We start from the raw sequence: 25,362 nt of genomic DNA, 5'->3' as shown, positions 1-25,362 counted from the left end.
TTCCTGTCGGGCGGCGGCCCGGCTGGGTGGTGCCGGGCCGCCCTGGAATGTCAGCTCATACGGACCCCGGCCGCGCGGGCGGCGTCGGCGTCCGCCACGACAGTACCGCCGGTGTCCCCGTCGACAGCAAGCGCTCCCGTCATGATGGCCACCACCTCGGACATCGAGTAGTCGCCCGGCTTGATAAGCGCCGCCCTCTTTCCGAGGCGGTGCACATGAATGCGGTCGGCGATCTCGAAAACATGGGGCATGTTGTGGCTGATCAGGACCACCGGCAGGCCCTTGTCCCGGACCCGGCGAATCAGGTCCAGCACCTGCCCCGACTCCTTGACGCCGAGGGCGGCGGTCGGCTCGTCCATCACCACCACACTGCGCGCCCAGGCCACCGCGCGGGCGACCGCGACGGCCTGCCGCTGGCCGCCGGAGAGCGTCTCCACGGCCTGGGTGAGCGATCGCAGCCCGATCTTCAGGTCGGCCATGTGGGCGGCGGCCTCCTCGCGCATCCGCTTCCGGTCCAGCGCACGGAAGACGGACCCGAGCAGGCCGGGGCGGCGCAGCTCACGGCCGAGGAACATGTTGGCGGCGATGTCCATCGAGGCGGCGACCGCGAGGTCCTGGTACACCGTCTCGATGCCGTGCGCCCGGGCGTCCTGCGGTCCGCCGAAGCGCACCGGTTCGCCGTTCAGCCGGATCTCGCCCTCGTCCGGGGCGACCGCCCCGGTGAGCGCCTTGATCAGGCTGGACTTCCCCGCGCCGTTGTCGCCGATCACGGCGAGCACCTCGCCGGGCAGCAGGTCGAAGTCGGCACCGTCGATGGCGGTGACATGGCCGTAGCGCTTGACCAGGCCGCGGGCCTGGAGCACGGGAGTGGTCATCGGGCCCTCTTCCGGGAGATCTGGTCGATGGTCACGGCGAGGATCACCAGCACACCGGTGATCAGGGTCTGGTAGATCGAGGCGACACCCATCAGCTGCAGGCCGTTGCGGAACACCCCGACGATCAAGGCTCCGATCAGCGAGCCGAGCACGCTGCCGCGCCCACCGAACAGGCTGGTGCCGCCGAGGACGACGGCCGTGATGGAGTCCAGGTTGTCGGTCTGCCCGGTCTGCGGGTCGCCGACGCCGGTGCGGGAGACCAGCAACAGCGCCGCGAGGCCGTAGACCAGCCCCGCCAGGGCGTAGATGCCGACGGTGAGGCGCCCGGTTCGGATGCCGTTGAGTCGGGCCGACTCCTGGCTGTTGCCCAGGGCGTAGACGTGCCGGCCCCAGGCGGTGCTGCTCAACACGTAGGCGAAGACGGCGAACAGGGCGAGGGCGAGGAGCGACCCGTACGTCACGTCTGTGTCGCCGAGCGGGAAGGTCTCGCCGAGGAAGGTGAGCGCGCCGGGCAGGTTGGACACCGTTTGCTCGTCGGAGTAGATGTGGGTGAGCGCGAAGGCGACGTTCAGCATGCCGAGCGTGACGATGAACGGCGGCAGCGGAATCAGCTGCACCAGCAGGCCGTTGACCAGACCGAACCCGGCGCAGACCGCGAGCCCGAGCGCGATCGCGACCAGCGGTGGCACCGTTCCGTCGGCGGCCAGCCTGGCCATCAGGATCGAGCCGAAGGCCATCACGGCGCCGCATGACAGGTCGATTCCGGCGGTGAGGATGATCAGCGTCTGGCCGACGGCGAGGGTGCCGACCACCATCACCTGCTGGATGATCAGCGAGAAGTTGCCGCCGGACAGGAACTGGTCCGTGCTCAGGGAGAAGAAGGCGCAGGCGAGCACCAGCGCGGCGAGCGGTCCGGCGGTGGGGGCGGAGAGCAGCCTGCGGGCGAGCGCCGGTTGCCGGATGTCGGCGTACGGGGCGGTGGTTGTGGTGGCCATGTTCAGTCCTTGCCGGTGCAGCGGGGGGACGGGAGGTGACGGGTCGGCGGTCCGGCCCCGGTCGGGGCGGAGTCGGGGCCGGACCGCCCGATCAGGTCTGCCGGGTCAGCCCCAGCAGTTCTCCAGGCCGAAGGCGGTGTCCTTGGCGTCCACACCGGTCTGCGGCTTGTCGGTGATCAGGGTGACGCCGGTGTCGGTGTAACCGGACGCCTTGGTGCCGCCCTTGGCGAAGTCGACCACCGCCTTGACGCCCTGGGCGGCCATCACCAGCGGGTACTGCTGCGAAGTCGCGGCGATCTTCCCGTCCTTGACGGCCCGGGTGCCGGTGCAGCCGCCGTCCACCGACACGATCAGCACGTCCTTCTCGCGGCCCTTGGCCTTGAGGGCGGTCCAGGCGCCGAGCGCGGCAGGCTCGTTGATGGTGTAGACGAGGTTGATGTCGGGGGCCTTCTGAAGGCAGTTCTCCATCGCGGTCTGGCCCTTGGCCTGGTCGCCGCCGGTATCCTGCGAGCAGGCGATGGACGGGGCGCCCTCGGCGACGCCGAAGCCCTGGAGGAAGCCGTCGTGGCGGAGTTGGCCGACGGCGACGCCGGGGGCGAGGTCCAGGGTGGCGATCTTCACGGGCTTGCCGGCCATCGCGGCCTTGGCGTACTGGCCGATCAGCACGCCGGCCTTCTTGTTGTCGGTGGCGAACAGCGCGTCGGTGCCGTCCTGCGGCTCGGTGGGGCTGTCCAGGGCGATCACCAGCACGCCCTTGTCCCGCGCCTTCTTGATCGCGGGCAGGATGGCCTTGGAGTCGCTCGGGGTGATCAGGACGCCCTTCACCCCGCCGGCCACCATGTTCTCCAGCGCGGCGATCTGGCCGGCATTGTCGCCCGTCGAACTTGCCTGCTGCGGTGACCAGTTGGGCACCATTCTCCTTGGCGGACTTCTCCGCGCCCTGCTTCATCTTGACGAAGAACGGGTTGGTGTCGGTCTTGGTGATCAGGCCGACCTTGACGGTGCCGCCCGAACCCGCATCGGACGCGCTCTTGGAACCGGAGCCGCAGGCGGTGAGGGTGAGGGCCGCGAGAGCCGTACAGGCGGCGGCACGGGCGAGGGTGGTACGGGACATCTCGACTCCCTGACTTGCGCTTCGGTATCGCCGTCGACTGATGTCAACGTTGACATTCGCTTGCCGAGGATGATGGAGTCGGCGCCACAGAGCAGGCAAGCCCTTGACGCGTAACGAGTGGGTAACGCCGCCGAAACGGCGCCGCTCGCCCAGGAGTTGCACGCAGCGCGCCCGCTCGGCCCACGGTGCGGCGTCGGCGGTGCCGACCCCCGAATCCTCGAAAGGGTGCCCCATGTCCCCACGTCCGGTCGCGGTCCTCGGCGAGTGCGTCGCCGACGCCTTCTCAGACCCCACCCAGCAGCGACCCGGCGAGCTCGCACTGCGCGTCCTGCCCGGCGGCGGCCCCGCCAACACCGCCGCCGCCCTGGCCCGGCTCGGCACCCCGGCCCGCTTCCTCGGACGGATCTCGGCCGACCCGTTCGGACGGCTGTTCCGGCAGCACCTCACCGGCTCCGGAGTCGACCTGAGCGGTGTCGTCGACGCCGAAGAGCCCAGCACTCTCGCCATCGCCACCCTCGACGAACTGGGCCAGGCCCGCTACGACTTCCACGCCGACGGCACCGCCGACTGGCAGTGGACCGACGCCGAACTCGCTGCCGCGCCGCTCGCCGACGCGAGCTGCCTGCACACCGGCTCGCTCGCCCTGGTCCGCGAACCGGGCGGCGAGCGGGTGGAGCAGTGGGTTGCCCGGGTGCGGTCCGGAACGACCATCTCGATCGACCCCAACGTCCGCCCCCTGCTGGTCGATCCGTCCGTCTACCGGGCGCGCCTCGCCCGCTGGTGCGCGCTGGCCGACATCCTCCGGCTGAGCTGGGACGACCTGGAGCTGCTGCTGCCCGGTGTCTCGCCCGAACGCGCCTGCGACGCCTGGCACCTGGCCGGTGCCCGGCTGGTGGTGATCACCCTCGGCGCCGGCGGCGCCCTCGCCTCGCTCGACGGCGAGCGGGTCACCGTGCCCACGCCCCGGACCGAGGTGGTCGACACCATCGGTGCCGGCGACTCCTTCACCGCCGGCCTGCTGCACCAGCTCGGCGCACTCGGCCGGCTCGGCGGCCGCCTGGCCGAGCTGACCCTGGACGACACCGCCGCCGCCTGCCGCTACGCCGCCAGGGTCGCCGCGCTGACCTGCTCCGTCGCCGGCCCCAACCCGCCCTGGGCGCACCAACTCCGCGACGAGCCGGCGGTCTCCGCCTGACTGGGCGACCGCCCCAGGACATCCACTGGGTGCCGAGCGCGTGCGGTACGACCTCTTGACGCGATCGCTCGGCTCCCCGCATCATCCTCGGCAGTCAATGTCATCGATGACACCACCTCACGACGACATCTTTCCTGCATGCGGGCGTACTTCGAGGTACACCTGCACCGCCGTGCGCCCATGCGCATCCCGCAGGCTCCCACGGACACCCCACCACCCGCCCGCCCGCCAAGCGGGTATGTCCGCCCCCGAGGAGAACCACCATGGCAACCGCCCCCACCCGCCGCCCTAGCCGGCTGCTTGCCGCCCTCGCCGCCACCGCCCTTACAACGCTCGCCGCCACCCCCGCCGGCGCCGCGCCGACGCCGTACACCGAGACATACCGCCCGCAGTTCCACTTCTCGCCCGCACAGAACTGGATGAACGACCCGAACGGCCCGATCTACTACCGCGACGCGTACCACCTGTTCTTCCAGTACAACCCGTCGGGCACCACCTGGGGCAACATGTCCTGGGGCCACGCGACCAGCCCCGACCTGGTGCACTGGACGCAGCAACCGCTCGCCATCCCGCAGGACGGCACGGAGATGATCTTCTCCGGCGGTGTGGTCGACGACCGCACCAACAGCAGCGGTCTCGGCACGGCGGCGAATCCGCCACTGGTCGCGATCTACACCAGCCACTCCAGGCTCGACGGCCGCCAGGCCCAGTCCCTCGCCTATTCGCTGGACGGCGGGACCTCCTGGACCAAGTACCCGGGCAACCCGGTCCTCGACATCGGATCCGCCAACTTCCGTGATCCCAAGGTGTTCTGGAACGACCAGACCGGCAGCTGGCTGATGGCCGTGGTCCTCGCCGACCAGTACAAGGTCCGCTTCTACTCCTCGCACGACCTCAAGAGCTGGACCAAGCTGAGCGACTTCGGACCGGCCGGCTCCACCGGCGGGCTGTGGGAGTGCCCGGACCTGTTCCGCCTCGCCGTCGACGACGACCCATCCCGCACCAAGTGGGTGCTGGCCGTCTCCACCAATGGAGGGCCACAACGATCCACCGCCGTCCAGTACTTCATCGGAGACTTCAACGGCACCGAGTTCGAGGCCGACGACCCGGCCGGCACCTACACCCCGCCCTCCGGCACCCCGCTGGCCACCTTCGACGACGGCAGCTACGACGAATGGACGGCCACCGGTACGGCGTTCGGCAGCGCGCCCGCGACCGGCACCCTCCCCGGCCAGCAGACGGTCTCCGGCTTCACCGGGCCCGGCCTGGTGAACACCTTCCTGAACGGCGACTCCACCACCGGCGAGCTCCTCTCACCCCCGTTCACTGTCAGCCGGCGCTACCTCAACTTCCAGGTGGGCGGCGGAAACCACCCGTACGTCGCCGACGCCGGAGACGGCTCCCCGCCCGACGGCACGACCATCGCCGACTTCGAGGGCCCGGACCTCGGCCCGGGCTGGACGGGCACCGGGTCGTTCACCGCCCTCACCCCGCGATTCGAACAGCTCGACGGCAGCCTCGGCAGCGGTGTCCTCGACACGTTCACCGACGCCACCGGCGGCGACCCGGCAACCGGTACCCTCACCTCCGCCCCCTTCACCATCGACCGCCCGTACCTCAACTTCCTCATCGCGGGCGGCAACCACCCCGCGGCGGGCGGCGCCGAGACGACCTTCAACCTGGTCGTGGACGGACGGGTGGTGCGCAGTGCCACCGGTCGCAACAGCGGCGTGATGGACTGGACCGCGTGGGACGTCACGGAGTTCGCCGGACGTACCGCCACCGTCGAGGCGGTCGACAATGCGACGGGAGGGTGGGGCCACGTCATCGTCGACCACATCGGGCTCGCCGATCAGGCCGCCCGGCCCAAGGACCGGCAGGCGGCGGTCAATCTGCTCGTCGACGGCCAGGTGGTGCGCAGCGTCACCGGCACCGACAGCGAAGCCCTCGACTGGACGGCTTGGGACCTCGCCGACCTCATGGGGCGACAGGTCCAGGTGCAGATCACCGACCACGGTACCGGCGGATGGGGCCACATCCTCGCCGATCAGTTCGCTCTCGCCGACGCCCCGGCCCGGAGCATGGTCGAGCGCGCCCACTGGCTCGACCACGGTGCCGACTTCTACGCCGCCACCAGTTTCAACGGCGTGCCGGGCGGCCGGCGCGTGATGCTCGCCTGGATGAACAACTGGGCCTACGGCGAGTCCATCCCCACCGGCACCTGGCGCGGCGCCGACACCTTCCCCCGCGAACTCGCACTGCGGACGGTCGACGGCAGAACCGCCCTCATCCAGCGCCCGGTCGGGGAGCTGACCCGCCTGTACGACGGGCGCGTCTGGAGAGCTGATGGCCGTACGCTGCGCGACACCACCCTCCCGCTCGCCCTGACCGGATCGACCCTCGACCTGGACGTCCGCCTCCGGGCCGGCACAGCAAGGGACTTCGGCATCGCCGTCCACGTCGGCAACGGGCAGCAGACCAGGATCGGCTACGACACCGGCACCGGCGAGCTGTACATCGACCGCACCCGCTCGGGCAACGCGGCGTTCGACGCGACCTTCGCCGCCGTCCACCGCGCGGCACTGCCGCTGGACGGGAAGGGCCGTCTCAACCTGCGCCTGTTGGTCGACACGTCCTCGGTCGAGGTGTACGCGGGCGACGGTACCCTCGTCCTCACCGATCAGATCTTCCCCGACCCCACCAGCACCGGCGTCAGCCTCTATGTCACCGGCGGTACGGGCTACCTGGACGCCCTGACCGCCCACCACCTGAAGTCCGCCTGGGCCCGCCAGCTGCATTGACCACGAGCGTGGTTGACGGTCGGCCGGCCTTCTCGCGGCGACGACCTCCAGTGTGGTGGAGGTCTCCAGGTGAGCCGCCAAGGACCTGCAGGACGACACCCCCGGGCTCGAGTTCGAGGGCCGTGACGCGCCTTCCGCATCGAGATCGACGCCCTCGCCGTGCTGCCTGCCAACTCGTGAAAATGCAGCTGCCACCGCGATCCGCCTGCCACCCTCGACCGGCGCGGGTGAACCTTTCTTCCGAAACCGACCATGCGCCGGTCACCGTCGTGTTCGACTCATAGGCGCGCGCCGACTTCCCCGACCGGCCACACGCAGGTCGAACGATGCTCCCCGGGCCGGCAGCAGGCTGCGGGCCCGGACGGCTATCACGCATGGCCGCGCCGGGCGTCCTTGACGGCTCATCAGGTCATCTGTCCGGGACTATTGACTCCGATTCCAACAGTGGCGATTCTCGTCACATCGAGAACGCGGGACATGACAGTCGACCGGACGGGGTGGTCATGCCCCCGACGGTCCGGGTCTTCGACCGCGTCATCCGCGCACCGAAGACATGAGTGGTGACCATGACTCAACACGCGTACAGCAGACGCAGACTCATCACGATCCTGTCGTTACTCCTCACCCTGGTGGCCATGGTGCTCGCCGCACCCCCGCCCGGAGCCTCGGCCTCGGTCTCGGGCGAGGACGGCTGGTGGAACCCGACCGCGCGGCCCACGCCCGACTCGCAGATCAATGTCACTGGTGAGCCCTTCAAGGGGACCGACTCCCAGGGACAGGTGCGGGGCTTCGTCGACGCGCACACCCACCTGATGGCCAACGAGGGCTTCGGCGGCCGGCTCATCTGCGGCAAGCCGTTCTCCGAACTCGGGATTGCCGACGCGCTCAAGGACTGTCCCGAGCACTACCCCGACGGCACGCTCGCGATCTTCGACTACATCACCCACGGCGGCGACGGCAGGCACGACCCTGTCGGCTGGCCGACGTTCAAGGACTGGCCGGCCCACGACTCACTGACCCACCAGCAGAGTTACTACGCCTGGGTCGAACGGGCCTGGCGCGGCGGCCAGCGGGTACTCGTCAACGACCTGGTCACCAACGGTGTGATCTGCTCGGTCTACTTCTTCAAGGACCGCGGCTGCGACGAGATGACCGCCATCCGCCTCGAGGCGCAGAAGACGTACGACATGCAGGCCTACATCGACAAGATGTACGGCGGCCCGGGCAAGGGCTGGTTCAGGATCGTCACCGATTCCGCGCAGGCCCGCGAGGTCGTCCAGCAGGGCAAGCTGGCCGTCGTCCTGGGGGTGGAGACCTCCGAACCGTTCGGCTGCAAGCAGATCCTGGACATCGCGCAGTGCAGCAGGGACGACATCGACCGCGGTCTGGACGAGTTGCACCGGCTGGGTGTGCGCAGCATGTTCCTGTGCCACAAGTTCGACAACGCACTGTGCGGGGTCCGCTTCGACGAGGGCGCCCTCGGCACGGCGATCAACGTCGGCCAGTTCCTGTCGACCGGCACCTTCTGGAAGACGGAGCGCTGCGCCGGACCGCAGCACGACAACCCCATCGGCATCGCGCCGGCGCCGGCGGCGCAGAAGGAGCTGCCCCAGGGCGTGGCGGTCCCGTCGTACGCCGCGGACGCGCAGTGCAACACCCGCGGCCTCACGGAGCTCGGCGAGTACGCCGTGCGCGGCATGATGAAGCGCAAGATGATGCTCGAGGTCGACCACATGAGCGTCAAGGCGGCGGGCCGGGCCTTCGACATCCTGGAGTCCGAGTCGTACCCGGGCGTGATCTCCTCGCACAGCTGGATGGACCTCGACTGGACCGAGCGGGTCTACCGGCTCGGCGGCTTCGTCGCCCAGTACATGAACGGCGCCGAGGGGTTCAGCGCGGAGGCGAAGCGCACGGACGCGCTGCGCGACAAGTACCACGTCGGCTACGGCTACGGCACCGACATGAACGGTGTCGGCGGCTGGCCGGGCCCCCGCGGTGCGGACACCCCGAACCCGGTGCGTTACCCCTTCCGCAGCGCCGACGGCGGCTCCCTCATCGACCGCCAGACCACCGGCGAGCGCACCTGGGACATCAACACCGACGGCGCCGCGCACTACGGCCTGGTCCCGGACTGGATCGAGGACATCCGGCTGGTCGGCGGCCAGGGTGTCGTGGACGACCTCTTCCGGGGCGCCGAGTCCTACCTCGACACCTGGGGCGCGTCCGAGCACCACAAGGCGGGGGTGAACCTCGCCGCAGGCTCCTCCGCCTCGGCCAGTTCCTCGGAGTGGAACCCGTTCACGAGCTACGCGCCCGGCCGGGCCGTGGACGGCAACACGGGCACCCGCTGGGCCAGCGGCTGGAGTGACGACCAGTGGCTCCGGATCGACCTCGGGTCCACCAGTCTGGTCGGGCGCGTCACCCTGGACTGGGAGCGCGCCTACGGGAAGGCGTACCGCATCGAGGTCTCCACCGACGGCACGAACTGGCAGTCCGTATGGTCCACCACCACCGGTGACGGCGGTCTGGACACCGCGCGGTTCGCCGGCGTCCCGGCCCGCCATGTCCGCATCCACGGGCTGCAGCGCGGCACCAACTGGGGCTACTCGCTCCACGAGGTCGGTGTCTACAGCACCTGACGGGCGTCACGGTGTCGGCGGGCGGAGGCTTCTCCCGATCCGCCCGCCGACCTGGCCCCCGGCCCGAGAGCGAGAGGAACCCCCATGGCACGGATGCCGTCGGCCGAGCGGCGCCGGCAGCTGACCGAGGCCGCGATCCGCGCGATGACCCGCGACGGTGTCGCCAGGACGACGACCCGGTCGATCGCCGCCGAGGCCGGCGTGTCGCTGAGCGTCTTCCACTACTGCTTCGACTCCAAGCAGGCCCTGCTCGAGTCCGTCATCGCGACGATCACCGACCACTCCGTCACGCTGGTGAAGGAGGCGATCCGGCCCAGAACCACCCTGCGGGAGACCGTCAGGGCCGGTTTCCAGGCCTACTGGGACCACGTGGCCGCCAATCCCGGCGAGCACATGCTCACGTACGAACTCACGCAGTACGCCCTGCGCCGGCCCGGGTTCGAGCAGCTGGCACAGCGGCAGTACGAGCTGTACTCCGCCGCCTACACCGAACTCCTCGAACAGCTCCGCCGCAGCGCGGGCTTCGAACTCCGTGTCCCGGACCGCGTACTGGCCCGCTACCTGGCCGCGATGACGGACGGGCTGACGCTGAACTTCCTCGTGCTCGGCGACGAGGAAGCGGCAGCGGAGATCCTCGACATGATCGCCGACCATGTCGCCGGGCTGGTCCTGGAACACGGATGAGCCGTGCCCGCTTCAGACCGCGACGCGTTCCAGTGCCGGCAGGAACTGGTCGTAGAAGCTCGCCTTGAGCTGAAGGGCCCGCTCCTCGGTCTCCTTGAAGCAGTCGGTCGACTCCTCACGGGCCAGGAGCTCGCTCAACCGCATGGCGAGGCGATCGGAGTGGGTGGAGGACAGCAGCGACACGGCCGCGAGCGGGTGCGCCTTGGCGTCGTGGACGAGGTGCGGGTAGTAGAAGCGTGAGCGGTTCCCGCCGTCGCGCGTCAGCACGGGCCCGATCCGCTCCCACAGCCGCCCGTACTCGACGGAGACCAGGACCTCGCCCCAGAAGCGGAGGAGGGTCAACAGTCGCAGGTCGGCGTTGTCGTGGGCGCCCGAATCGGCGATCAGCTCGAGGGTGTCGCCGATGGCCTTCTTCGTCGCCGCCGTCGGCCTCGTTCCGACCAGGGCCCTCCGGGAGATACCGAGCTGGAGCAGATCGTGCGTCATGTCCTCGCGGTGCGAAGGCGTGTGCCCGTTGCTGTCCGGGTACTCCTCGCGCAGGATGACCCGTGCGATCCGCCGCCCGGCCTCATCGTTCAACAGGTCGATCGCGAGGTCGTAGGACGGGGTGAAGGCGAGCGACACGAAGCGGCGCTGGAGCAGGATGGCAGCGAAGTCGTCGTCCGGGAGCAGATTGACGTTCGCGAGGACGGGATGCTGCGCGAACCCCTCGATCAGTCCGTCCTCGAACGCGTCCAGTTCTCGCGTGGTCGCCATTTCTCTTCCTTCGATCACAGGTTGATGGTGCTGACCGATGCGCGCCAGTCACCGAGATCCACCTCGCGGCCGATCTCCCACAGCATGTCCAGTTCCCGTTGGACCTGTCGGCCCATGGGAGTGTCACTGCCGTCGATCTCGATCTGGGTGGAGCGGATGGCGAGCTGGCCGTGCAGGAAGGAGCTGACCAGATAGTGCTGGTCGGCCTTGTACACGGCGATCGACGGAAGGGAGTTGTACACCCTCACCTGGAGCCTTACCCGGTCCTCCCGCGGTACCTCGCGGAAGATGGATTCCAGGATGGACAGCGAGCGTTGGACGCTGGCCGTCACATCCTCGTCGAGGGCGGGATCCCGTACGGTGCGCAACGCCTCGTCGCGCAGCCGCGCCACGGGCGAGGAGGGGTGCAGCAGCAGGATGCGAATCCGCTGCACCCGCCGGTCGATGAGCGCCTTCCGCAACGCGACGTCGAGCAGGTCCAGGTTGGGTATCCAGGTCTGCAGAATGGCCACCTCGTTGCTCGCGCCCTCCACGAACCCGGTGAACGTGTCGTCGGGAAAGCGCCGGTGCACCTGGACCACTCCGCCGTAGTGCTCCTCCTTGAGTTGGTGCGCAAGGGCGTCGATGTCGAGCTTGGAAATCTGAGCATCGACATGGTCGAGCACCTTCAGGCGGTCGACCTCCAGCAGGAGGAACACGGTGACCGTGCTCAGAATGAGCAACGTGATCTTCGGGAGCGCGCCACCGGGAGCCACCTTGTCGAGCCACCCGAGGAGGTCGGCGATCAGGACCGCGATGCCCGAGGTGGCCATGAGGGCCAGCGAGATCCGCTCGGCCCGGTAGCGAATGCCGCCGCTCGCCATACCCACCCCAGTTTTTGACTCACCGTCATCGGTGACCACGGTACACCGCGGCACTGCCGGGAAAGGGGCCGTTCGGAGTCACGTGAGAACGCGAAGGCCAGGCACGAATATCCGGTTGTTGGAGTGGGCCAGCAGGCACAGACCGCGGTAGCGGTACCTGAAGTGCTGGTCGGAGCCCGTTTCGGGCAGCGCCCGCTCCTCGACACCCGGCCACTGGGGGTAGAGGCGCTCGGTCCCAGCTTCCAAAAAGCGATGACTGAGCGCCTGTCTCCACATCTCAGAAGGACTCTGACGACCCATCGATAACGCGGTGTCGGCGCTTCCGCCTGCGACCACCCCGGGCCAGCGGCGCGCGCAGTCGATGAAGCGGCACCCGCACCACCGTGTAACCGCCGGCCACCACGGAAGCCGCCGTCCCGGCCGGAGCGGCGCGCAGGAGTGCCCCACCGGCCACTGCAAGCACAAGGCACCACAGTGCCTCGGCCAACTGGAGCGGCAGGTGCCTCTCGCGGCCACCGAGCCACTGATAGCGCGGGCCGATGAGCGCAGCGCGGCCGAGGCAGCAGCCACTGCGATGACAGCCGAGCCGGCCGATGGCCAGCCCCACCGCGCAACCCGTCGACCACACATCAAGGACTTCGTGCACCTCGGCCGAAGTCAGCACCGCGGTTGCCACCGCCAGCGACACCCCGACCAGCGCATGCCTGTGCCAGACCAGCCTGATCACGCCGGTCCGCAGCATCCGGAACCGGACCGCCAGGAACGCAGCCGCCCAGCATGCCGGGAGCGCGGCAAGGAGCCCCACCGGCAACTCCACGGCCAGGCCCGCAGACACCCAGACGGCAGTGCCCGCCACGAAGCCTCCGACGAGGCACGTCTCCCAGGATCCGAGCCGGTGCGGCCCGAACCGGATCTGCATCCCCGTGGACGCGTCGAGGAGCGCGTTCACCCGGTCGAGCATGGCGCGTGGCACAACCTGCCCGGGTTGCCCGACCAACCGGGTGGCCCGGGCGATCCGACGCTCAGCGGTCACGGCGACTCGTCGGAGGAGGAATTCGGCCTGCTCGTCCCCTGCAGGATTCTCAGCACGGCGGGCACCAGGTCCGGCTCCTGCCGGAGGTCGGCCAGCAGGGCTGACTGCTGTTCAGCGACGTAGTCCCGATTCCCCACCGGGTCGTCGATCTCGGCTGCCTTGATCACCAGAGCGCGGTAGGCCGCCCACTCCCCACCGCCGGCCAGCTGAAAGAGGTCCCGGAGCTCGCCGCCGAACCCGTAGAGCAGCAGGGGGTCAGCGGTGAACGCGGCCAGGAACTGCTGCCTCGCCCCGCCCGGATCCCCGGTCAGCAGCAGGGTATCGGCGTAGATGCCCCGCAGGCGTGGCGCGATGGGGAAGCGGTCGCTGAGTTCCCGCCAGAAGGCCACATGGGCTTGGCGGTCCCTGTCGAGGCGCTGGTGCTCGTCCCCGAGGCCGCCCCGCAGTGCGTGGGAGAGGATGTCGATCGCCTTCGGTGACGGTGCCCGTCCGGGTGGCAGCGCATCGAGAAGCCGGCCCAGACGGACCGCCTCGGGCTCGTCGGGACGCTCCTGCTCCAGGGCTCGGATCACCGCGTCGTCTGTCATGGAAAGGTCCTCCCGGACACCTGTGTCATTCCTTCGACGGTGCCGTGTCGACAGCTGGCGCCTCGCTGCCCGGTGCCAACAGATCCCTTGGCGAGAAAGGCTCACTGACGGTGAACACCGTGGTGTGGGACGTCGTGCCGCAGTTCAGCTGCGTGCTCTCCACGGGGGTTGCGTCCCAGGGCTGCCGGCTGAATCCCATCTCACCCAGGTCCACCAGTGGCATGCTCGTGATCGTGGAGTAGTCGTCGGGAACGGGAATGTCCGTGGTCTGGATCGTGAACTGCACATTGATGTAGAAATCGGCATCCGAATCCTCGAGGAGCAGCGCATCGAGCTGGTCGCCCTTGGCGGCCAGCCCGGACTCGACCTTGGGCGCCAGGTCCCGGATCTGCTGCTCGATGAACTTCTCGGTCAGCGACTCCATCAGCTTGCTCATCAGGTACTGCAGCACGAGCATCGCCACCAGGGCACCGAGGGTCTTCGCGCCCGCTCGGAAGCTGCGGCTGCGCAGGCGGCCGGCGATGGCGCGCGGCCTCAGCAGCTTGAGCGCCCCCTTGAAGTCGCGCAGGCGCAGCCTGAGCATGTCCAGTGACCGGAACGAGCGTGTGGTCCGCACCCCACCGGGCCCGAAGTGCACCGACTCCGCGGCGAATTCCGGGTGGAAAGCCGAGGTGGGCAGCTTGAAGAACTCCTTGATACTCGTGCCCAGGGAGGATCGCGGCGGCTGAAAGTGGCCCGACTGGTTGTCGATCCGGTAGATACGCCCGCCACGGACCTCGGTCTCCCCGGCTGCGAGGACGACCGGGTCCTTCCCGCCGATCAGTGCCGGATGCGGCAGGCCGGTTGCCCTGCCTGGCCCGGCACCCGGCTCGGCGAGTCGCTTTCCGATCCAGACATCGCCGTTCTTGTCCACGGCGTACATGAAGGTCCCGTTTTCGAAGCCGCGGCCCAGCCTGCCCTTGACCACCACGGTGGAGAGCTTCGCGGCCGAGGGATTTCGTACGTATCCGGCCTCCGGTGTCCAGACCGGCTTGACCTGCCTGTCCGCTGGGTCGAACCAGCGGCGGGTCCGATCGCTGTCGGCCAAGGAAGGCACCACCGAAAGGGCTTCTCCCGGCTTGTGCCGCTGGACCCGCCGGCCGGCCAGCCGCGAGATCCTCCCGGCCTGCGAGGCGGAGCCGGCGGCCGCGGCCGACAGGTGCGCCTCGTGTTCCAGGAGTGGGTGCTCAGCCTCCGAGACTGTTCCTGTATCAGGAGACCCCTCCTGCTGGAGTGTGTGGGTGAGTTCGTGTGCGAGGAGTGCATCACCCTCACGCGTACCCGGCCGGTACTCGCCACGGGCGAAGGTGATGCGGTCGCCGAGCGCCCAAGCGCGGGCACCGAGCTCCTGTGGCCCTTGGCCGGCGCTGTGCACGCGGACCCTGCTGAAGTCCCCGCCCAGCGCCGACTCCATCCGGCTCCGAAGGGCCGCGGGCAGGGCCGCCCCCGGTGCCGCGGTCCCCGTCCCGGGGGCGGCGGGGCCAGACGTGGTGTACCGGTCCAGGAGCTCATCCGGGAACGGGCCGTGCCTTCCAGCCGGTGCAGGGTGGTGCTGCGGCGGAGCACCGCTCTCCGGAAGGTTCTGCGCGCGTCTCGCAAGCCCGCGCGGCCGGCTCCACATCGTGTTCCCTCCCTTCACTCCGAACAGCACGTCACATCGCTTGGCCCGAACGACCCTCGGTCCTGCCGAGGACCAGAGCTGCTCACGGCACCCTGACCGAGCTGAAGCCGACGCGGAGGTCGTTCACCGTGGTGGCCTTGCCGCCGGTGATGACGACGACGGCGAGGGGGGCGTAGACGTGATCGATGCCGTGGGGCGGGACGTCGGCGGGGCCGGTGGTGTCCTGGGGCCAGGTGATGTCGCCGGTGGCCGTGCGGGCCGGGAAGGTCCAGTAGTCGCCGGTGCGGTAGCGCACGCCGGACTGAGACGGGGACTGGAAGCGGATCTGGATGCCGTCCTCCAGCGTCAGCCAGCCGGTCTCGTTCGGCGTGGCGACGCGCAGCGCGTCGTCGTCGGCGCGCTGGGGGACCTCGCCCCCGCCGTCGACGTCGGGGTGGTCCCAGCGGCGGAGCATGGGGCGGCGGTCGGCCTCGATGATGCCGGCGTCGGTGCTGAGGTGGACCACGTAGTCCTCGCCCTCGTCGTCGATGTCGGTGACGCGGGCCAGCGGGCCGGGCCGGCCCAGCAGGGTGCTGTGGTCGTCGACCACCTCGACCAGGCTGCCGACCGCCAGGGCGGTGCGCTTGTCCCTGGGCGGGTCGCGCAGGACGGCGGAGGTTCCGGCGAGGCGGAGCAGCGGGTGCACGACGGAGCCGTTGTCGCGCGACCAGGTGAAGGTCGGGTCACCGATGTCGTCGGAGCCACGGTGGATCTGGACCCGGTAGAGCTGGTTCTCGGGCCCGAGGTAGCCGGCCGTCGGGTCGGCGACACACGGCTCCAGCGGGCCGGTGCCGCGGTTGGCGCGAGCCGCGAGCAGGCCGCGATCGGCCGGCTGCAGGAAGGCCTCCCAGTCGCTCCAGTGGGCGGCGACGTCGGTGGCGTCGACCTGTCGGCCGGGCGGCGCGCTGTCGGTGAGCCGGACCTGCCAGACCAGGCGGGTCCGGCTGCAGGTGTCGGGGCCGCCGAGAGCGACCTCGCGGACGGTGTCGTCCTCGGCGGCCGAGATGTGCCGCTCCCAGACGTCGAGGTAGGCGAGGTACGTGCCGTCGTTCGGCGCGCCCGTGGTGGGGAGGTCGGGCTGGGCGGTGAGGAGAAGGTTCTCGGCGTCGTTCTCGCAGGCCCGCCCGTGCACCCAGTACCGGCCTCGGCCGATCCGCAGGACCCCGTCCTCCTCACCGGCCTGCGGCAGGTCGATCTTGAAGGCCGGCCCGGGTGCCGTGCCGTCCGGGGACGGGGTGCCGTACGGGCCGATGAGGTCCTCGGCGAGCGCCTGGAGGTGGTGGAGCAGGATGGCGACCTGCTCGTTGCCGTCGGCGGGAAGTGTCACTCTGCCCTGTTGCTGGATCACGCGCAGGAAGTGCTTGCGCTGATCGAAGCTGAACCGCTCGACGTCGGCGTGCATGCGAGTCCTCACTGTCACAGGGACACAGGTCAGTTCACGGGGATGATGGCGGCGTCCAGACCGGCCGGGACGTACTCGGCAACGCGGGTGCGCAGGGCGGTCAGCCGCTGAGGCAGGTAGAGGTCGTGGAACGCACCGAGCTCGGAGCCGTCGTCCGCGCCGGTGCGGATCTCGTCGGGGCAGTCGGACGCGAGTTGGGCGTACGCCGGTCCGGGATAGCGGACCGAGGTGAAGCGCGGCCGGAGCCGCCGCTCGGTCTCTGCGACCAGGTTCGGGGGCGGCGAGGCACCGAGGGCGGCCAGGGCGGTGTCCGGTTGGCAGTGGAACCGTCCGGGCGTCCGCGAGCCGGTCGGCACCCAGCAGAAGCGCAGGCAGCCTCGCGACCTTCGGGCCGCCTTGACCTCGCCGACGAAGATCGTGTTCTCGCCGCGGTCGATGGCGTGCACCTGGACGGTGCCTAGGACGGTCGTGCGGGCGATGTCCAGGACCGCTCGGGCCACGGCGGGGCCGCCGGCTCCGACCGCCTCCATGAAGGGGTGGGTGGCGTCGAGGACGGAGTCGCTCACGGACAGCCGCAGCGGCTCGCCGCGCGCCGGGCCGGCCTCGATCTGCACCGGGCCCACGATCGAGTGGCTGATCTCCACCTCCGCTCCGGGCAGCGCGGCCAGCTCGATCGAGGGCGGGGCCGGCCGCTCGGTGTCGCACCCGGGTCGGGGCGCCCAACCGGGGACGAGCGTGCAGTGCCGGATGACCACCCGGGCCGGTGCACAGCACTCGCGCGGGTGGCCGGTGCCGCGACCGTCACCGTGGTCGGTGTCGTGACCCTCGCCACGGTCGGTGTCGTGACCCTCGCCACGGTCGGTGTCGTGGTCGACATCGTGGCCGTGGCCGGAGAGGTGGACGGCCCGTCCGCCCACGACCAGGCCGTCCAGGGTCAGCCGACTGCCCCGTGCCAGCCTGACGGAGAGTGAGTCGGGCCCGTCGGCGTGGCGGTCGGCCAGCCAGAGCACGGGACGGGTGCGCTCGGCGGCACGGATCAGCAGGTGCTGATGCTGTCTCAGGGTCAGCTCGGCGCTGATCCCGAGGACCTCGCTACGGGTGATCTCGATGACCGCGTAGCGCGGCTTCTGATGCTCCCAGTCGTGCAGAGCGGCCCGGAACTCCGCGGCCGAGGCGACGCCCCGGTACCACCGGGCGGGATTGATCCAGGACGGCCAGAGCTGCTCCAGGTGGCGACGGTCGGCCACCAGCAGCGGGGCGCCGGCCGGAACCGGCTGCCCCGGATGGGCGAGCTCGTAGAGGGCCTCGTCCGCCATCGCGTCGTTGAGGGCTCCGACCAGCGCCGGGTCGGTCTCCTCGCCCGACCAGTGACGCCGGATCAGCGCGGACTCTGCACCTGCCCCTTGCCGGATCTCGGCCAGCAGGGCGTCGGGGTCGGTGAGGTCGTCGAGGTGGATCCGGTAGGTGTCGGCCTCGGGCGGTTCGGGCAGCGGCCGCTGGTACTCCCCGCCGCCCAGGTCGGCGCTGAAGCCGTAGTGGTAGCCGACGCGGACGTGGTGCGGCGGGGTGCGGCGGGGGAAGAGCATCCGCCCGAGCACCGGGTCGACGGCGACCGTGCCCGGGAGCGGCCGGTAGGAGTCCCAGTCGCTGAGGTCGGCCGTGATCACCCGCTCCGGGGGCACCGGCCGGCCCTGCCCGGGCTTGGGCCAGTCGGGAGCGTGGATCACCAGGGACCTCCCCTCGCCGTAGTACTGCGGAGAGGCCCGGCCCAGCAGGCCGAGGGCATGTCGGTCGATCGGTGCGGGCACATCCACGGGCTCCTGCGGGTGGCGTCTGCGGTCGCCGTCCGCGCCACGGCCGAACAGCTGGACGTCGAATCCCATCGGGTCGAAGGTGAACGCCCACCGCCCGACCCGCTCGACCTGGCCCGCCTGGGTGTGCGTCACCGGGTAGGCGTGCAGGCGCCAGACGTAGAGGCCGACCTCGGGGATGTTGTGCAGGCCTCCCGTGCGGTGCGAGCCGGCCCGGCGGACGTCGACGCTGTGTGCCGCGCGGTCGAACGGTCCGTCGATCCCGGCGAGCAGCGCAGCGTCGCGCAGCTCGGCCGTCCTGGCCCGGCCGGGCTGAAGGTGGTTCAGCTGCTGGTGCCGGGCGAGCAACCGGTAGGCCTCGACGGCATGGCCCGGCAGCGCGGCGACGTCCCACGCCAGGTCTTCGAGCAGTGCCTTCGTCCCCTTGCGACGCCGGTGGCGCAGGGTGTTGGCGACGTCCTGGCGGGGTGCCAGCGCCGACCGGCGGGCCAGGTCGCGGCCGGACACCCCGGCGGCCGTCCAGCCGGAGTCCGGAACCGGCGACCAGCCGACCAGATCCGCCAGATACGGCACCGCCCAGTCCTCTGCGGTCTCCACGAACCAGTTGTCGTAGTGCTGGGCGATGTCGTCCTCGACCACCTGCACCTGTTCGGCGATCACCCGTAGCAGGTCGCGCAGCGGGTGGCCGGCCGCCTCGTCGCGCATCCGGTGCACCAGAGGGAGCAGGTCGAACAGCCGGTCGGGCTCGGCGGCGCCGGCACCAGGCTCCGTCACGCGAGTCGCGCGAGTCATGCGACATCCTCCTTCAGGTCGAGGAGTTCGGGCAGCTCGACGGCCGTGCACAGCTGCTGCGCCGGGTGGAGCACGTCGTCGGTGCGACGGGCGCCGAGGGCCGGCAGCCAGGGGCCCGGGTGCGCGTCGGGTGGGACGGGCTCTCCCGGTGGTACGGACGCCAGCCTGAGATCGCGGCAGGAGTGCACGCCGGGGACGGCCTGGAGGACAGCCACCACCTCGGAGAGCACGAGGTTCTGCGCCAGGTCGCGCCGGACGGGCCCGAAGGCGTCCGACAGGGCAGCCCTGAGCACCGGCGCGACGCTCGCCCACTGGTAGTCGGGGAGCAGCCTCACCCGTGCGCCCACCGAGATGACCAACCGCTCGGCCGGCAGCACACGGATCCGCACGGCCGGGTCGCCGAAACGGCGCAGCGCGGTGCGCAGGTTGCCGATCACGTCGGAGTCGGGGAGCAGCAGCGCGCCGTCCACGCCGGTGACGGTGACCGCGATCAGGCCGCCCCGGCCGTCGGCCAGCCGGTCTGCGGCGGCCTTGCCGACCCCGGCGAAGGCGCGGGCGAAGTCGGCGTAGTCGCTCAGGGAGACCAGCCGGTCGAGGGTCTTCAGCGGCAGTGGCGCGCCGACCCTGGCCTGGTCCGGTCGTTCGGGGTCGGTGCCCCCGGTGGCGGGCAGCGGGTTGACGACGTCTCGGACGCCGAGCGGCTTGGTGGCCAGCAGGGTGATCCGGCCCGTACCGGTGTTGCCGGATCTGCCGATCCCCGTCCGGTATCGGGCGCGGATGTTCTCGCTGCCGGTCGGGAGGCGGCGGCCCGATGTTCCGTCGGGGAAGATGAGGGATGTGCCGGCGTGCTCGTCCGTCTCGGTGACGTACCCGCGGTCGTCCGGGCCGAGGCCGAGGAACCACGGGCGTTCCGGCCAGCGTACAGCGTCCACGGTCAGCTGGAGGGTGCTCTCGACGCCGGTGGGTGTCGGGGCGGAGACGTAGGTGAGCGGGCCGCTGCGCAGGGTGAAGCGCTGGTGCGCGAGGGAGGCGTCGCCGCTGCCGAGCACCTCGGTGCGGGTCTCGCCGTGCGTGGCGTGCACAACGTTTCCGTGGACGGTGACGGTGTCGCGGCGGTAGCGGTGTGTCAGCGGCTGTTCGAGCAGCAGGAAGCTGTGGTTCTTCTCGCCCTCCTCGGAGGCGGTGATGCCGAGGCTCTGGATGTGGCGGGCCGCCGTCCCCTGGCGCACCTCGGCGACCTGGGCCAGCTCGGAGGCGGTGACTCCGGCGACTCCCGGGAGGTCGGTCCGCTCCCCGGAGACGACCAGCAGGCGTCCGGACTCCAGGCCGTCGATCAGCCCGGCGAGTTCGAGGACGCCTCCCTGCACCGGTTCGGTGATCGGGAGGTCGGCCAGCGGGAGCAGCTCGGGGGCGGCGTGGACGGTGATGCGGCGCAGATCGTCCATCGTCTTCGGGACGGGCCATTCGCCGTCCGCGCCGAGGGTGATCCTCGTGGCCCTGTTCGCCAGGCCGTAGGCCGATCTGGCCATCAGGTCGGCGGTGAGCGGGGTGTCAGGGTCGCTGCCGAGTACCGTGAACGTCTCCTCGTCCGGAGCGTTCCGACGGCTGCTCTGCTGGCCGGTCTTCGACACGGCGACCACGGCGAGGGTGCCGCTGCGGATGTCCTGGTAGGGGCTGTCGAGGTAGATGGCGCCCGGCGTCTCCGGCAGCGGCAGCCTCTTGGAACGGCTCGCGCTCGCGCCCTCCTGCTCGTCCCAGTCGAGCCACTTCTCCATGGGCTCTGGCCGGGCGTCCTTATAGGTGGGCTTCCGCGGCGCGTTGTGCCCGAACAGCGGTGCGGCCACGCGCAGCGCGTAGACCTCGACGGTCGGCGGGCCTGTGACGGTGGACCCAGCCCAGGCGGTGTGCAGGGCACCGGCGAGCTCGGGGTGGAGGAGCTCGGCCAGCCTGAGCCGGGAGTCGGCTGACGCCTTCCCCGGGGGCGGGACATCGGGCGCCTCGTCCTCGGGCCGGGTGGTGAACAGGTCGACCAGCTGCTCCAGATCGCCGACCTGCTGCCACGCGGGCGGCTCCGGCTCGTAGCCGCCGGCGAGGGCGACCCGAGTGCGCAGGTGCTCCACGTCCTCCTCGACGGCACTGACGCGCCGCGGCTCGTAGCGGACGTCCTCGCTGCCCTCGATGTGGCCCTCGACCCGGATGAGCAGCAGGTCGTTGACCCGGAGGCGGGTGGCGATGCCGTCGAGCCACAGCTCGGGAAGGAAGCCGACGTTGTCCACGGTGATCAACTGCGGGCGGGTGGTCCTGACCGGGAGGCGGTTGGCGGCGGCCAGTGCGGACAGCGGGGCGCTGGTCTCGTACGCCTGGGCCAGCTCGCCGGGGCCCGGCAGGCTCTGCACCTTGGTGCCGGCCGGGATCACCTCCGTGTGCCCGGCCTCCAGGGTGAACGACAGGTGGGTGCCGGCCGCGACGCCCGGCCGGGGGCGGTAGCCGACGAGCTGGGTCAGCTCGTGCACCGAGCGGGCCTCGGTCGCGGTGCGGAGGTAACCCTCGTTGCCGATCCGCTCCTGGTAGAAGGTCAGCACGTCGGCGACGGCGGCCCAGGCGTCGCAGAGTGCGATCGCCGGGTCGTCCGGCGCGCGGGTGGTAAGCCCGGCGACTCCGGGCAGGTCGGCTGCGGCGAGCCGGTCGAGCATGGCGGTCAGGAAGGTGGGGTGGGTGCCGACGCGCAGCCGCAGCCCGGGCAGGCCGGGCGGGTTGGCGGTCGGCGGGGTCGGCTGGGTCCGCGAGCCGGCGCCCGCGCAGCAGCCGCAGGTGCAGTTCCTCATCGGCCGCCTCCCGCGATGACGGTGATCCGGCCATTGCGCGGCCGGGTGGTGTCCAGGACGACGACCTCGCGCGGGCCCATCGGCAGGACGCCCTGCGCCAGCGCGCCCTGGTCCGGCTCGCCCTGCCGGACCAGGCCGGTGACCTCGGCGGATGAGACCCCGGGCACCGCCTGAGCGGCGGCGAGGACCCGGCTGATGTGGACGCCCTCGCCGAAGCTCCACCGGTCGGGGTGGAAGTACCCGAGCCGCCCGTCGGGCAGCACGCCTGCGGAGAACTCCTCCCTCAGCGCTTGGGCGACCTGGGCCCGGACGTGGAACGGCTGCACGCAGACGGTGAGTTCGAGCTCCACCGGAACCGGGGTGGCCGGCGTGACCCGCAGGTCGTGGCCGAGCCGGCGGGCGTGCTCCAGGGCCGCGGTGATCTCGGCCGCGGTGCACTCCCCGCCCCCGCAGCCGTCCGCCTGCGAGCATCCGCAGCCGGCGGCCGGCCCGGCGGCGCGCAGGTCGAGGGCCACGTCGGCCTCGTACCAGCTGCCCGTCCAGACCAGGTCGGCGGTGGCGCGCTGCAGCCGGTCGCCGCCGGCCCGCACGGCCAGCTCGGCGTAGTCCTCGGGGATGACGGCCCGTTCGCGGGTGGCGCGGAAGGCGACCGGGATGGCCGGCCGGGCCTCTGACGGTGTCTCGGGCGGGGTGCCGCCGGCCGCCGGCAGTGGGTTGCGGGGACGCACGACGAGGTCGTGGCCGCCCACCCCGGGCCGCAGCACCAGGTGCACGATCGCCTCGGCACCGACGTTTCCGGCCGGCCCCTCGCCGATCCGGTAGCGGGCGGTGAAGGACGCGCCGGGGTCGGGCTGCCGACCGGTGCGACCGTCGCCGAAGCGCAGCCGGGAGGCTCGCTCGTCGTCGGTCTCGACCACGAACCGCCGGTCGTCGGGCGCGCTCGCGAGAAGGTCGGGGGCGGGCAGCCAGAGTGCCTGTCCGACCGTCTCGGTGAGCCGGACGGCCGGGGCCGCCCGACGCGGGTCACGGTGCAGAAGTTCGGCGGCGGCCGGTGGGCAGGCGCAGGCGGAGGGGCCCGGCAGGGGTTCGGCGTACGTGACGTGGGGGTGGGCGAGCCGGGGGCGGAACCGGGCGGCGGCGGGCACCTGCTCGGCCGGGCGGCACTCGGCCTCGCAGCGCGGCGCGTCCTGCGCGCCGGGCACCGGGCCGAGCGGCTCCTCGACCCTGGTGCCGTGGTCGACCAGCAGGACGTTGCCCCTGGCCAGGCTGACCCGGTCGAGCGGACGGCACTCCGGGGCGGGGCCGATGGTGGAGACGCAGAGCGGGAAGGGCAGCGCGTCCTGCGCGGCCCAGCCGACATCCAGGATCGGGGTGCCGAGCACCTCGTCCTGGCCGCGCCGCGCCCAGGTGAGCCGGACGACGTGCCGGTGCGCCGGGTCCGCGTCGCCCGGGCGCCCGGTGCGCGGGCCGAGGACCTCCTCCAGAAGCAGGAAGTCCCCGCGTTCCAGGCGCAGCCGGTCGGGCCCCGGCGAGGCGTCGACCAGGGTGGCGGAGGTGGCACCGGCGGGCAGGCAGCACTGCCCGTCGCCCCAGTCGTGGATCCGGATCTCGTTGTGCGCCGGGAAGAGCGGCAGCGGGCCGCCGGGGTCGTCGGTCAGCGGCTCGAAGCCATGGGCGCCGTCCAGGGCCTGCGGGGGCAGCTCCTCCCAGCGCAGCGGGTGACCGGGAGGCGGTGCGCCCTCGAAGGCGGTGAGCAGGGCGACCTCGTCGGCGTGCCAGGGCGGGGAGGGCTCGGTCTTGACGTGGACGTGCACGAAGGCTCGGGCGTTGCAGCCCTCGTGCAGCAGGTAGTCGACCAGCCGGGCGTGCCGGCGGACGGAGACGCGGCGGCGGGCGGTGCCCAGGTACGCCTCGGTGGCCACGGCGTCCTGGTAGTAGCTCAGCTGGTCCGCGGTGTAGGCGAGCAGCTCGGCAAGGGTGACGCCCAGGTCGGGGATGTGGCGCTCGCGCCAGCCCGGCACCAGCAGGCTCAGCCGGTCGAGGATCAACCGCCGGAAGGAGGCGTAGTCCTTGGCCAGGTAGTCGAGCGCGGGTGCGGGCACGGGGCTCGGAGGGCACTCGGGCCCGGGCGGGCAGTCGGTGTCGGCGACCCGTCCACCGCAGAACCCGAAGGGCGCCCGGTGGTAGCGGACGTCGAAGCCGTGCAGGGGCTGCCGGCCCGGGTGTCCGTGCGGGCCGGGCTCGACCAGGGCGAGGTGGTAGGTCGTGCCGTCGCCCGCCCGGTCGAGGGTGACCTCCAGGCAGCCGTCCTCGTCCTCGTCGTGCGGCTGCCTGGCGCGGACACCGAGCACATGGAGGCGGCGGGCTCCGGGCTCGGCGTCGACGCGAAGGTGATCGGTCGTCAGATCCGTGGGGACGGGGCCGAGGAGGCTGACGCAGAGCGCGACGGTACCGTCCGTCGGATCGGGATCGGCCACCTCGATGCCGTCGATCCCGTTGAGGCCATTGGCGATCACGAGCTCGCGGCGGTGATCGGTGGCGCATGCGAGGTCGGTGGCTGTCATCGGGGCACCTCCCGGACGAAGTGGGCCTCGGCCTCCTGGCGGGTGCGGCGCACCACGTACCTGACGTCCACCTTGAGCACGGACTCCTCGGCGGTGGCCCGGAGTTCGAGAAGGTCGAGCAGGTCGCCGAGCCAGCGCTGGACGGCGGCGCGGGCGGTGTACTCGACGGTGGCGGCGAGCTCGGGGCTGTTGGCGGCAAAGAGCAGCTGGAGCAGGCCGCAGCCGAAGTCGGGCCGGTTGACCCGCTCGCCCGGGGAGGTGAACAGGAGCTGCTCCAGCAGCTCGCGGACGTGGCGGTCGTAGTCGGCGGGCATGGCGGTGCGCCCCCGCTCGTCGAAGCGGAACGGGAAGGCCACGTCGACCCGTCCGGTTCCGGCACCCGGGGTCGTCATGTGGCCATCACCCGCTGCTGCGCGGAGACCGCAAAAAGCGGTGTGCCGCTCGGTGCGGCCGTCGCCCGGCTGTCGAAGAGCACCAAGGGCATGACGCCACCGGCCCGTACCCGGAGCGATCCGCTCATCCAGGCGGCGGTCACGCAGGGGCCGTTGGCGGCGGGCGGCGGTGGCAGGGCGCAGCCCGCGACCAGGTACGGCACCTGTTGGACGCAGACCGGCATGTTGCTGACCAGCACCCGCGGATAGGTACTCGACGGCACGGCACGCCCGCCGTGCGCGCACTGGACGACGGCGCCCTGGTGCAGGATCTGTCCCGGCATCGGTGTCTCCCT

Annotated in this window: 17 protein-coding genes and 1 pseudogene; 4 read left to right on the top strand and 14 right to left on the bottom strand. The window is 71.3% G+C overall.

What is annotated here, in order from left to right; translation table 11 throughout:
* Window positions 1-50: 50 nt before the first annotated feature.
* From FB465_RS31510 to FB465_RS31500, 3 genes and pseudogenes are all read right to left on the bottom strand, one after another.
* A complete protein-coding gene (locus FB465_RS31510) occupies window positions 51-875 on the bottom strand; it encodes an ATP-binding cassette domain-containing protein (RefSeq protein ID WP_145796045.1) in 825 nt (274 codons plus the stop codon).
* On the bottom strand, window positions 872-1,870 hold the full coding sequence (locus tag FB465_RS31505; RefSeq protein ID WP_145796043.1) for an ABC transporter permease: 999 nt from the start codon (window positions 1,868-1,870) through the stop codon (window positions 872-874). Before FB465_RS31505 ends, FB465_RS31510 begins: the two co-directional genes overlap by 4 nt.
* A gap of 105 nt (window positions 1,871-1,975) precedes the next feature.
* Window positions 1,976-2,984, bottom strand: a pseudogene (locus FB465_RS31500) (substrate-binding domain-containing protein).
* Between the two features lie 232 nt (window positions 2,985-3,216).
* Between FB465_RS31500 and FB465_RS31495 the strand changes: the two are divergent.
* The 4 genes from FB465_RS31495 to FB465_RS31480 all read left to right on the top strand — a co-directional run bounded on the left by FB465_RS31495 (window position 3,217) and on the right by FB465_RS31480 (window position 10,303).
* On the top strand, window positions 3,217-4,179 hold the full coding sequence (locus FB465_RS31495) for a carbohydrate kinase family protein (protein ID WP_145796041.1): 963 nt from the start codon (window positions 3,217-3,219) through the stop codon (window positions 4,177-4,179).
* 263 nt (window positions 4,180-4,442) lie between these two features.
* Window positions 4,443-6,980 (top strand): GH32 C-terminal domain-containing protein, encoded by a 2,538-nt coding sequence (locus FB465_RS31490; RefSeq protein WP_145796038.1) that lies wholly within the window; start codon window positions 4,443-4,445, stop codon window positions 6,978-6,980.
* Window positions 6,981-7,546: 566 nt separating this feature from the next.
* Complete coding sequence (locus tag FB465_RS31485) at window positions 7,547-9,619, top strand: galactose-binding domain-containing protein (RefSeq protein WP_211785896.1); 2,073 nt, start codon at window positions 7,547-7,549, stop codon at window positions 9,617-9,619.
* An 84-nt stretch (window positions 9,620-9,703) separates the two neighbouring features.
* Window positions 9,704-10,303 (top strand): TetR/AcrR family transcriptional regulator, encoded by a 600-nt coding sequence (locus tag FB465_RS31480; RefSeq protein ID WP_145796037.1) that lies wholly within the window; start codon window positions 9,704-9,706, stop codon window positions 10,301-10,303.
* Window positions 10,304-10,315: 12 nt separating this feature from the next.
* Here FB465_RS31480 and FB465_RS31475 read toward each other — a convergent pair whose 3' ends face one another.
* The 11 genes from FB465_RS31475 to FB465_RS31425 form a co-directional block, all read right to left on the bottom strand.
* Window positions 10,316-11,059 carry a hypothetical protein gene (locus tag FB465_RS31475; protein ID WP_145796035.1) on the bottom strand — a complete coding sequence of 248 codons (744 nt, stop codon included), beginning with the start codon at window positions 11,057-11,059 and terminating at the stop codon, window positions 10,316-10,318.
* A 14-nt stretch (window positions 11,060-11,073) separates the two neighbouring features.
* Window positions 11,074-11,961: a hypothetical protein gene (locus tag FB465_RS31470; RefSeq protein ID WP_211785895.1), complete on the bottom strand. Its 888-nt coding sequence runs from the start codon at window positions 11,959-11,961 to the stop codon at window positions 11,074-11,076.
* A 238-nt stretch (window positions 11,962-12,199) separates the two neighbouring features.
* On the bottom strand, window positions 12,200-12,955 hold the full coding sequence (locus FB465_RS31465) for a prolipoprotein diacylglyceryl transferase family protein (protein ID WP_145796033.1): 756 nt from the start codon (window positions 12,953-12,955) through the stop codon (window positions 12,200-12,202).
* On the bottom strand, window positions 12,952-13,542 hold the full coding sequence (locus tag FB465_RS31460) for a hypothetical protein (RefSeq protein WP_145796031.1): 591 nt from the start codon (window positions 13,540-13,542) through the stop codon (window positions 12,952-12,954). The genes FB465_RS31465 and FB465_RS31460 overlap by 4 nt, the downstream gene beginning before the upstream one ends.
* A 25-nt stretch (window positions 13,543-13,567) precedes the next feature.
* Window positions 13,568-15,202: an eCIS core domain-containing protein gene (locus FB465_RS31455; protein ID WP_145796029.1), complete on the bottom strand. Its 1,635-nt coding sequence runs from the start codon at window positions 15,200-15,202 to the stop codon at window positions 13,568-13,570.
* 82 nt (window positions 15,203-15,284) lie between these two features.
* Complete coding sequence (locus FB465_RS31450; protein ID WP_145796027.1) at window positions 15,285-16,643, bottom strand: DUF6519 domain-containing protein; 1,359 nt, start codon at window positions 16,641-16,643, stop codon at window positions 15,285-15,287.
* Window positions 16,644-16,672: 29 nt separating this feature from the next.
* Complete coding sequence (locus tag FB465_RS31445; protein ID WP_145796025.1) at window positions 16,673-19,246, bottom strand: hypothetical protein; 2,574 nt, start codon at window positions 19,244-19,246, stop codon at window positions 16,673-16,675.
* On the bottom strand, window positions 19,243-22,071 hold the full coding sequence (locus tag FB465_RS31440; RefSeq protein ID WP_145796023.1) for a putative baseplate assembly protein: 2,829 nt from the start codon (window positions 22,069-22,071) through the stop codon (window positions 19,243-19,245). The genes FB465_RS31445 and FB465_RS31440 overlap by 4 nt, the downstream gene beginning before the upstream one ends.
* Window positions 22,068-24,635 carry a putative baseplate assembly protein gene (locus FB465_RS31435; protein ID WP_145796021.1) on the bottom strand — a complete coding sequence of 856 codons (2,568 nt, stop codon included), beginning with the start codon at window positions 24,633-24,635 and terminating at the stop codon, window positions 22,068-22,070. Before FB465_RS31435 ends, FB465_RS31440 begins: the two co-directional genes overlap by 4 nt.
* Window positions 24,632-25,027, bottom strand: coding sequence for a GPW/gp25 family protein (locus tag FB465_RS31430; protein ID WP_145796019.1), 396 nt, complete (start codon window positions 25,025-25,027; stop codon window positions 24,632-24,634). The genes FB465_RS31435 and FB465_RS31430 overlap by 4 nt, the downstream gene beginning before the upstream one ends.
* Window positions 25,024-25,350 carry a hypothetical protein gene (locus FB465_RS31425; protein ID WP_145796018.1) on the bottom strand — a complete coding sequence of 109 codons (327 nt, stop codon included), beginning with the start codon at window positions 25,348-25,350 and terminating at the stop codon, window positions 25,024-25,026. Before FB465_RS31425 ends, FB465_RS31430 begins: the two co-directional genes overlap by 4 nt.
* Window positions 25,351-25,362: the final 12 nt, after the last annotated feature.

Origin of the sequence: Kitasatospora atroaurantiaca (assembly GCF_007828955.1) — a bacterium.
In the GTDB taxonomy this organism is placed as follows: domain Bacteria; phylum Actinomycetota; class Actinomycetes; order Streptomycetales; family Streptomycetaceae; genus Kitasatospora; species Kitasatospora atroaurantiaca.
Note: the sequence above shows the minus strand (reverse complement) of the source record. Positions and strands in the feature narration are given on the sequence as shown.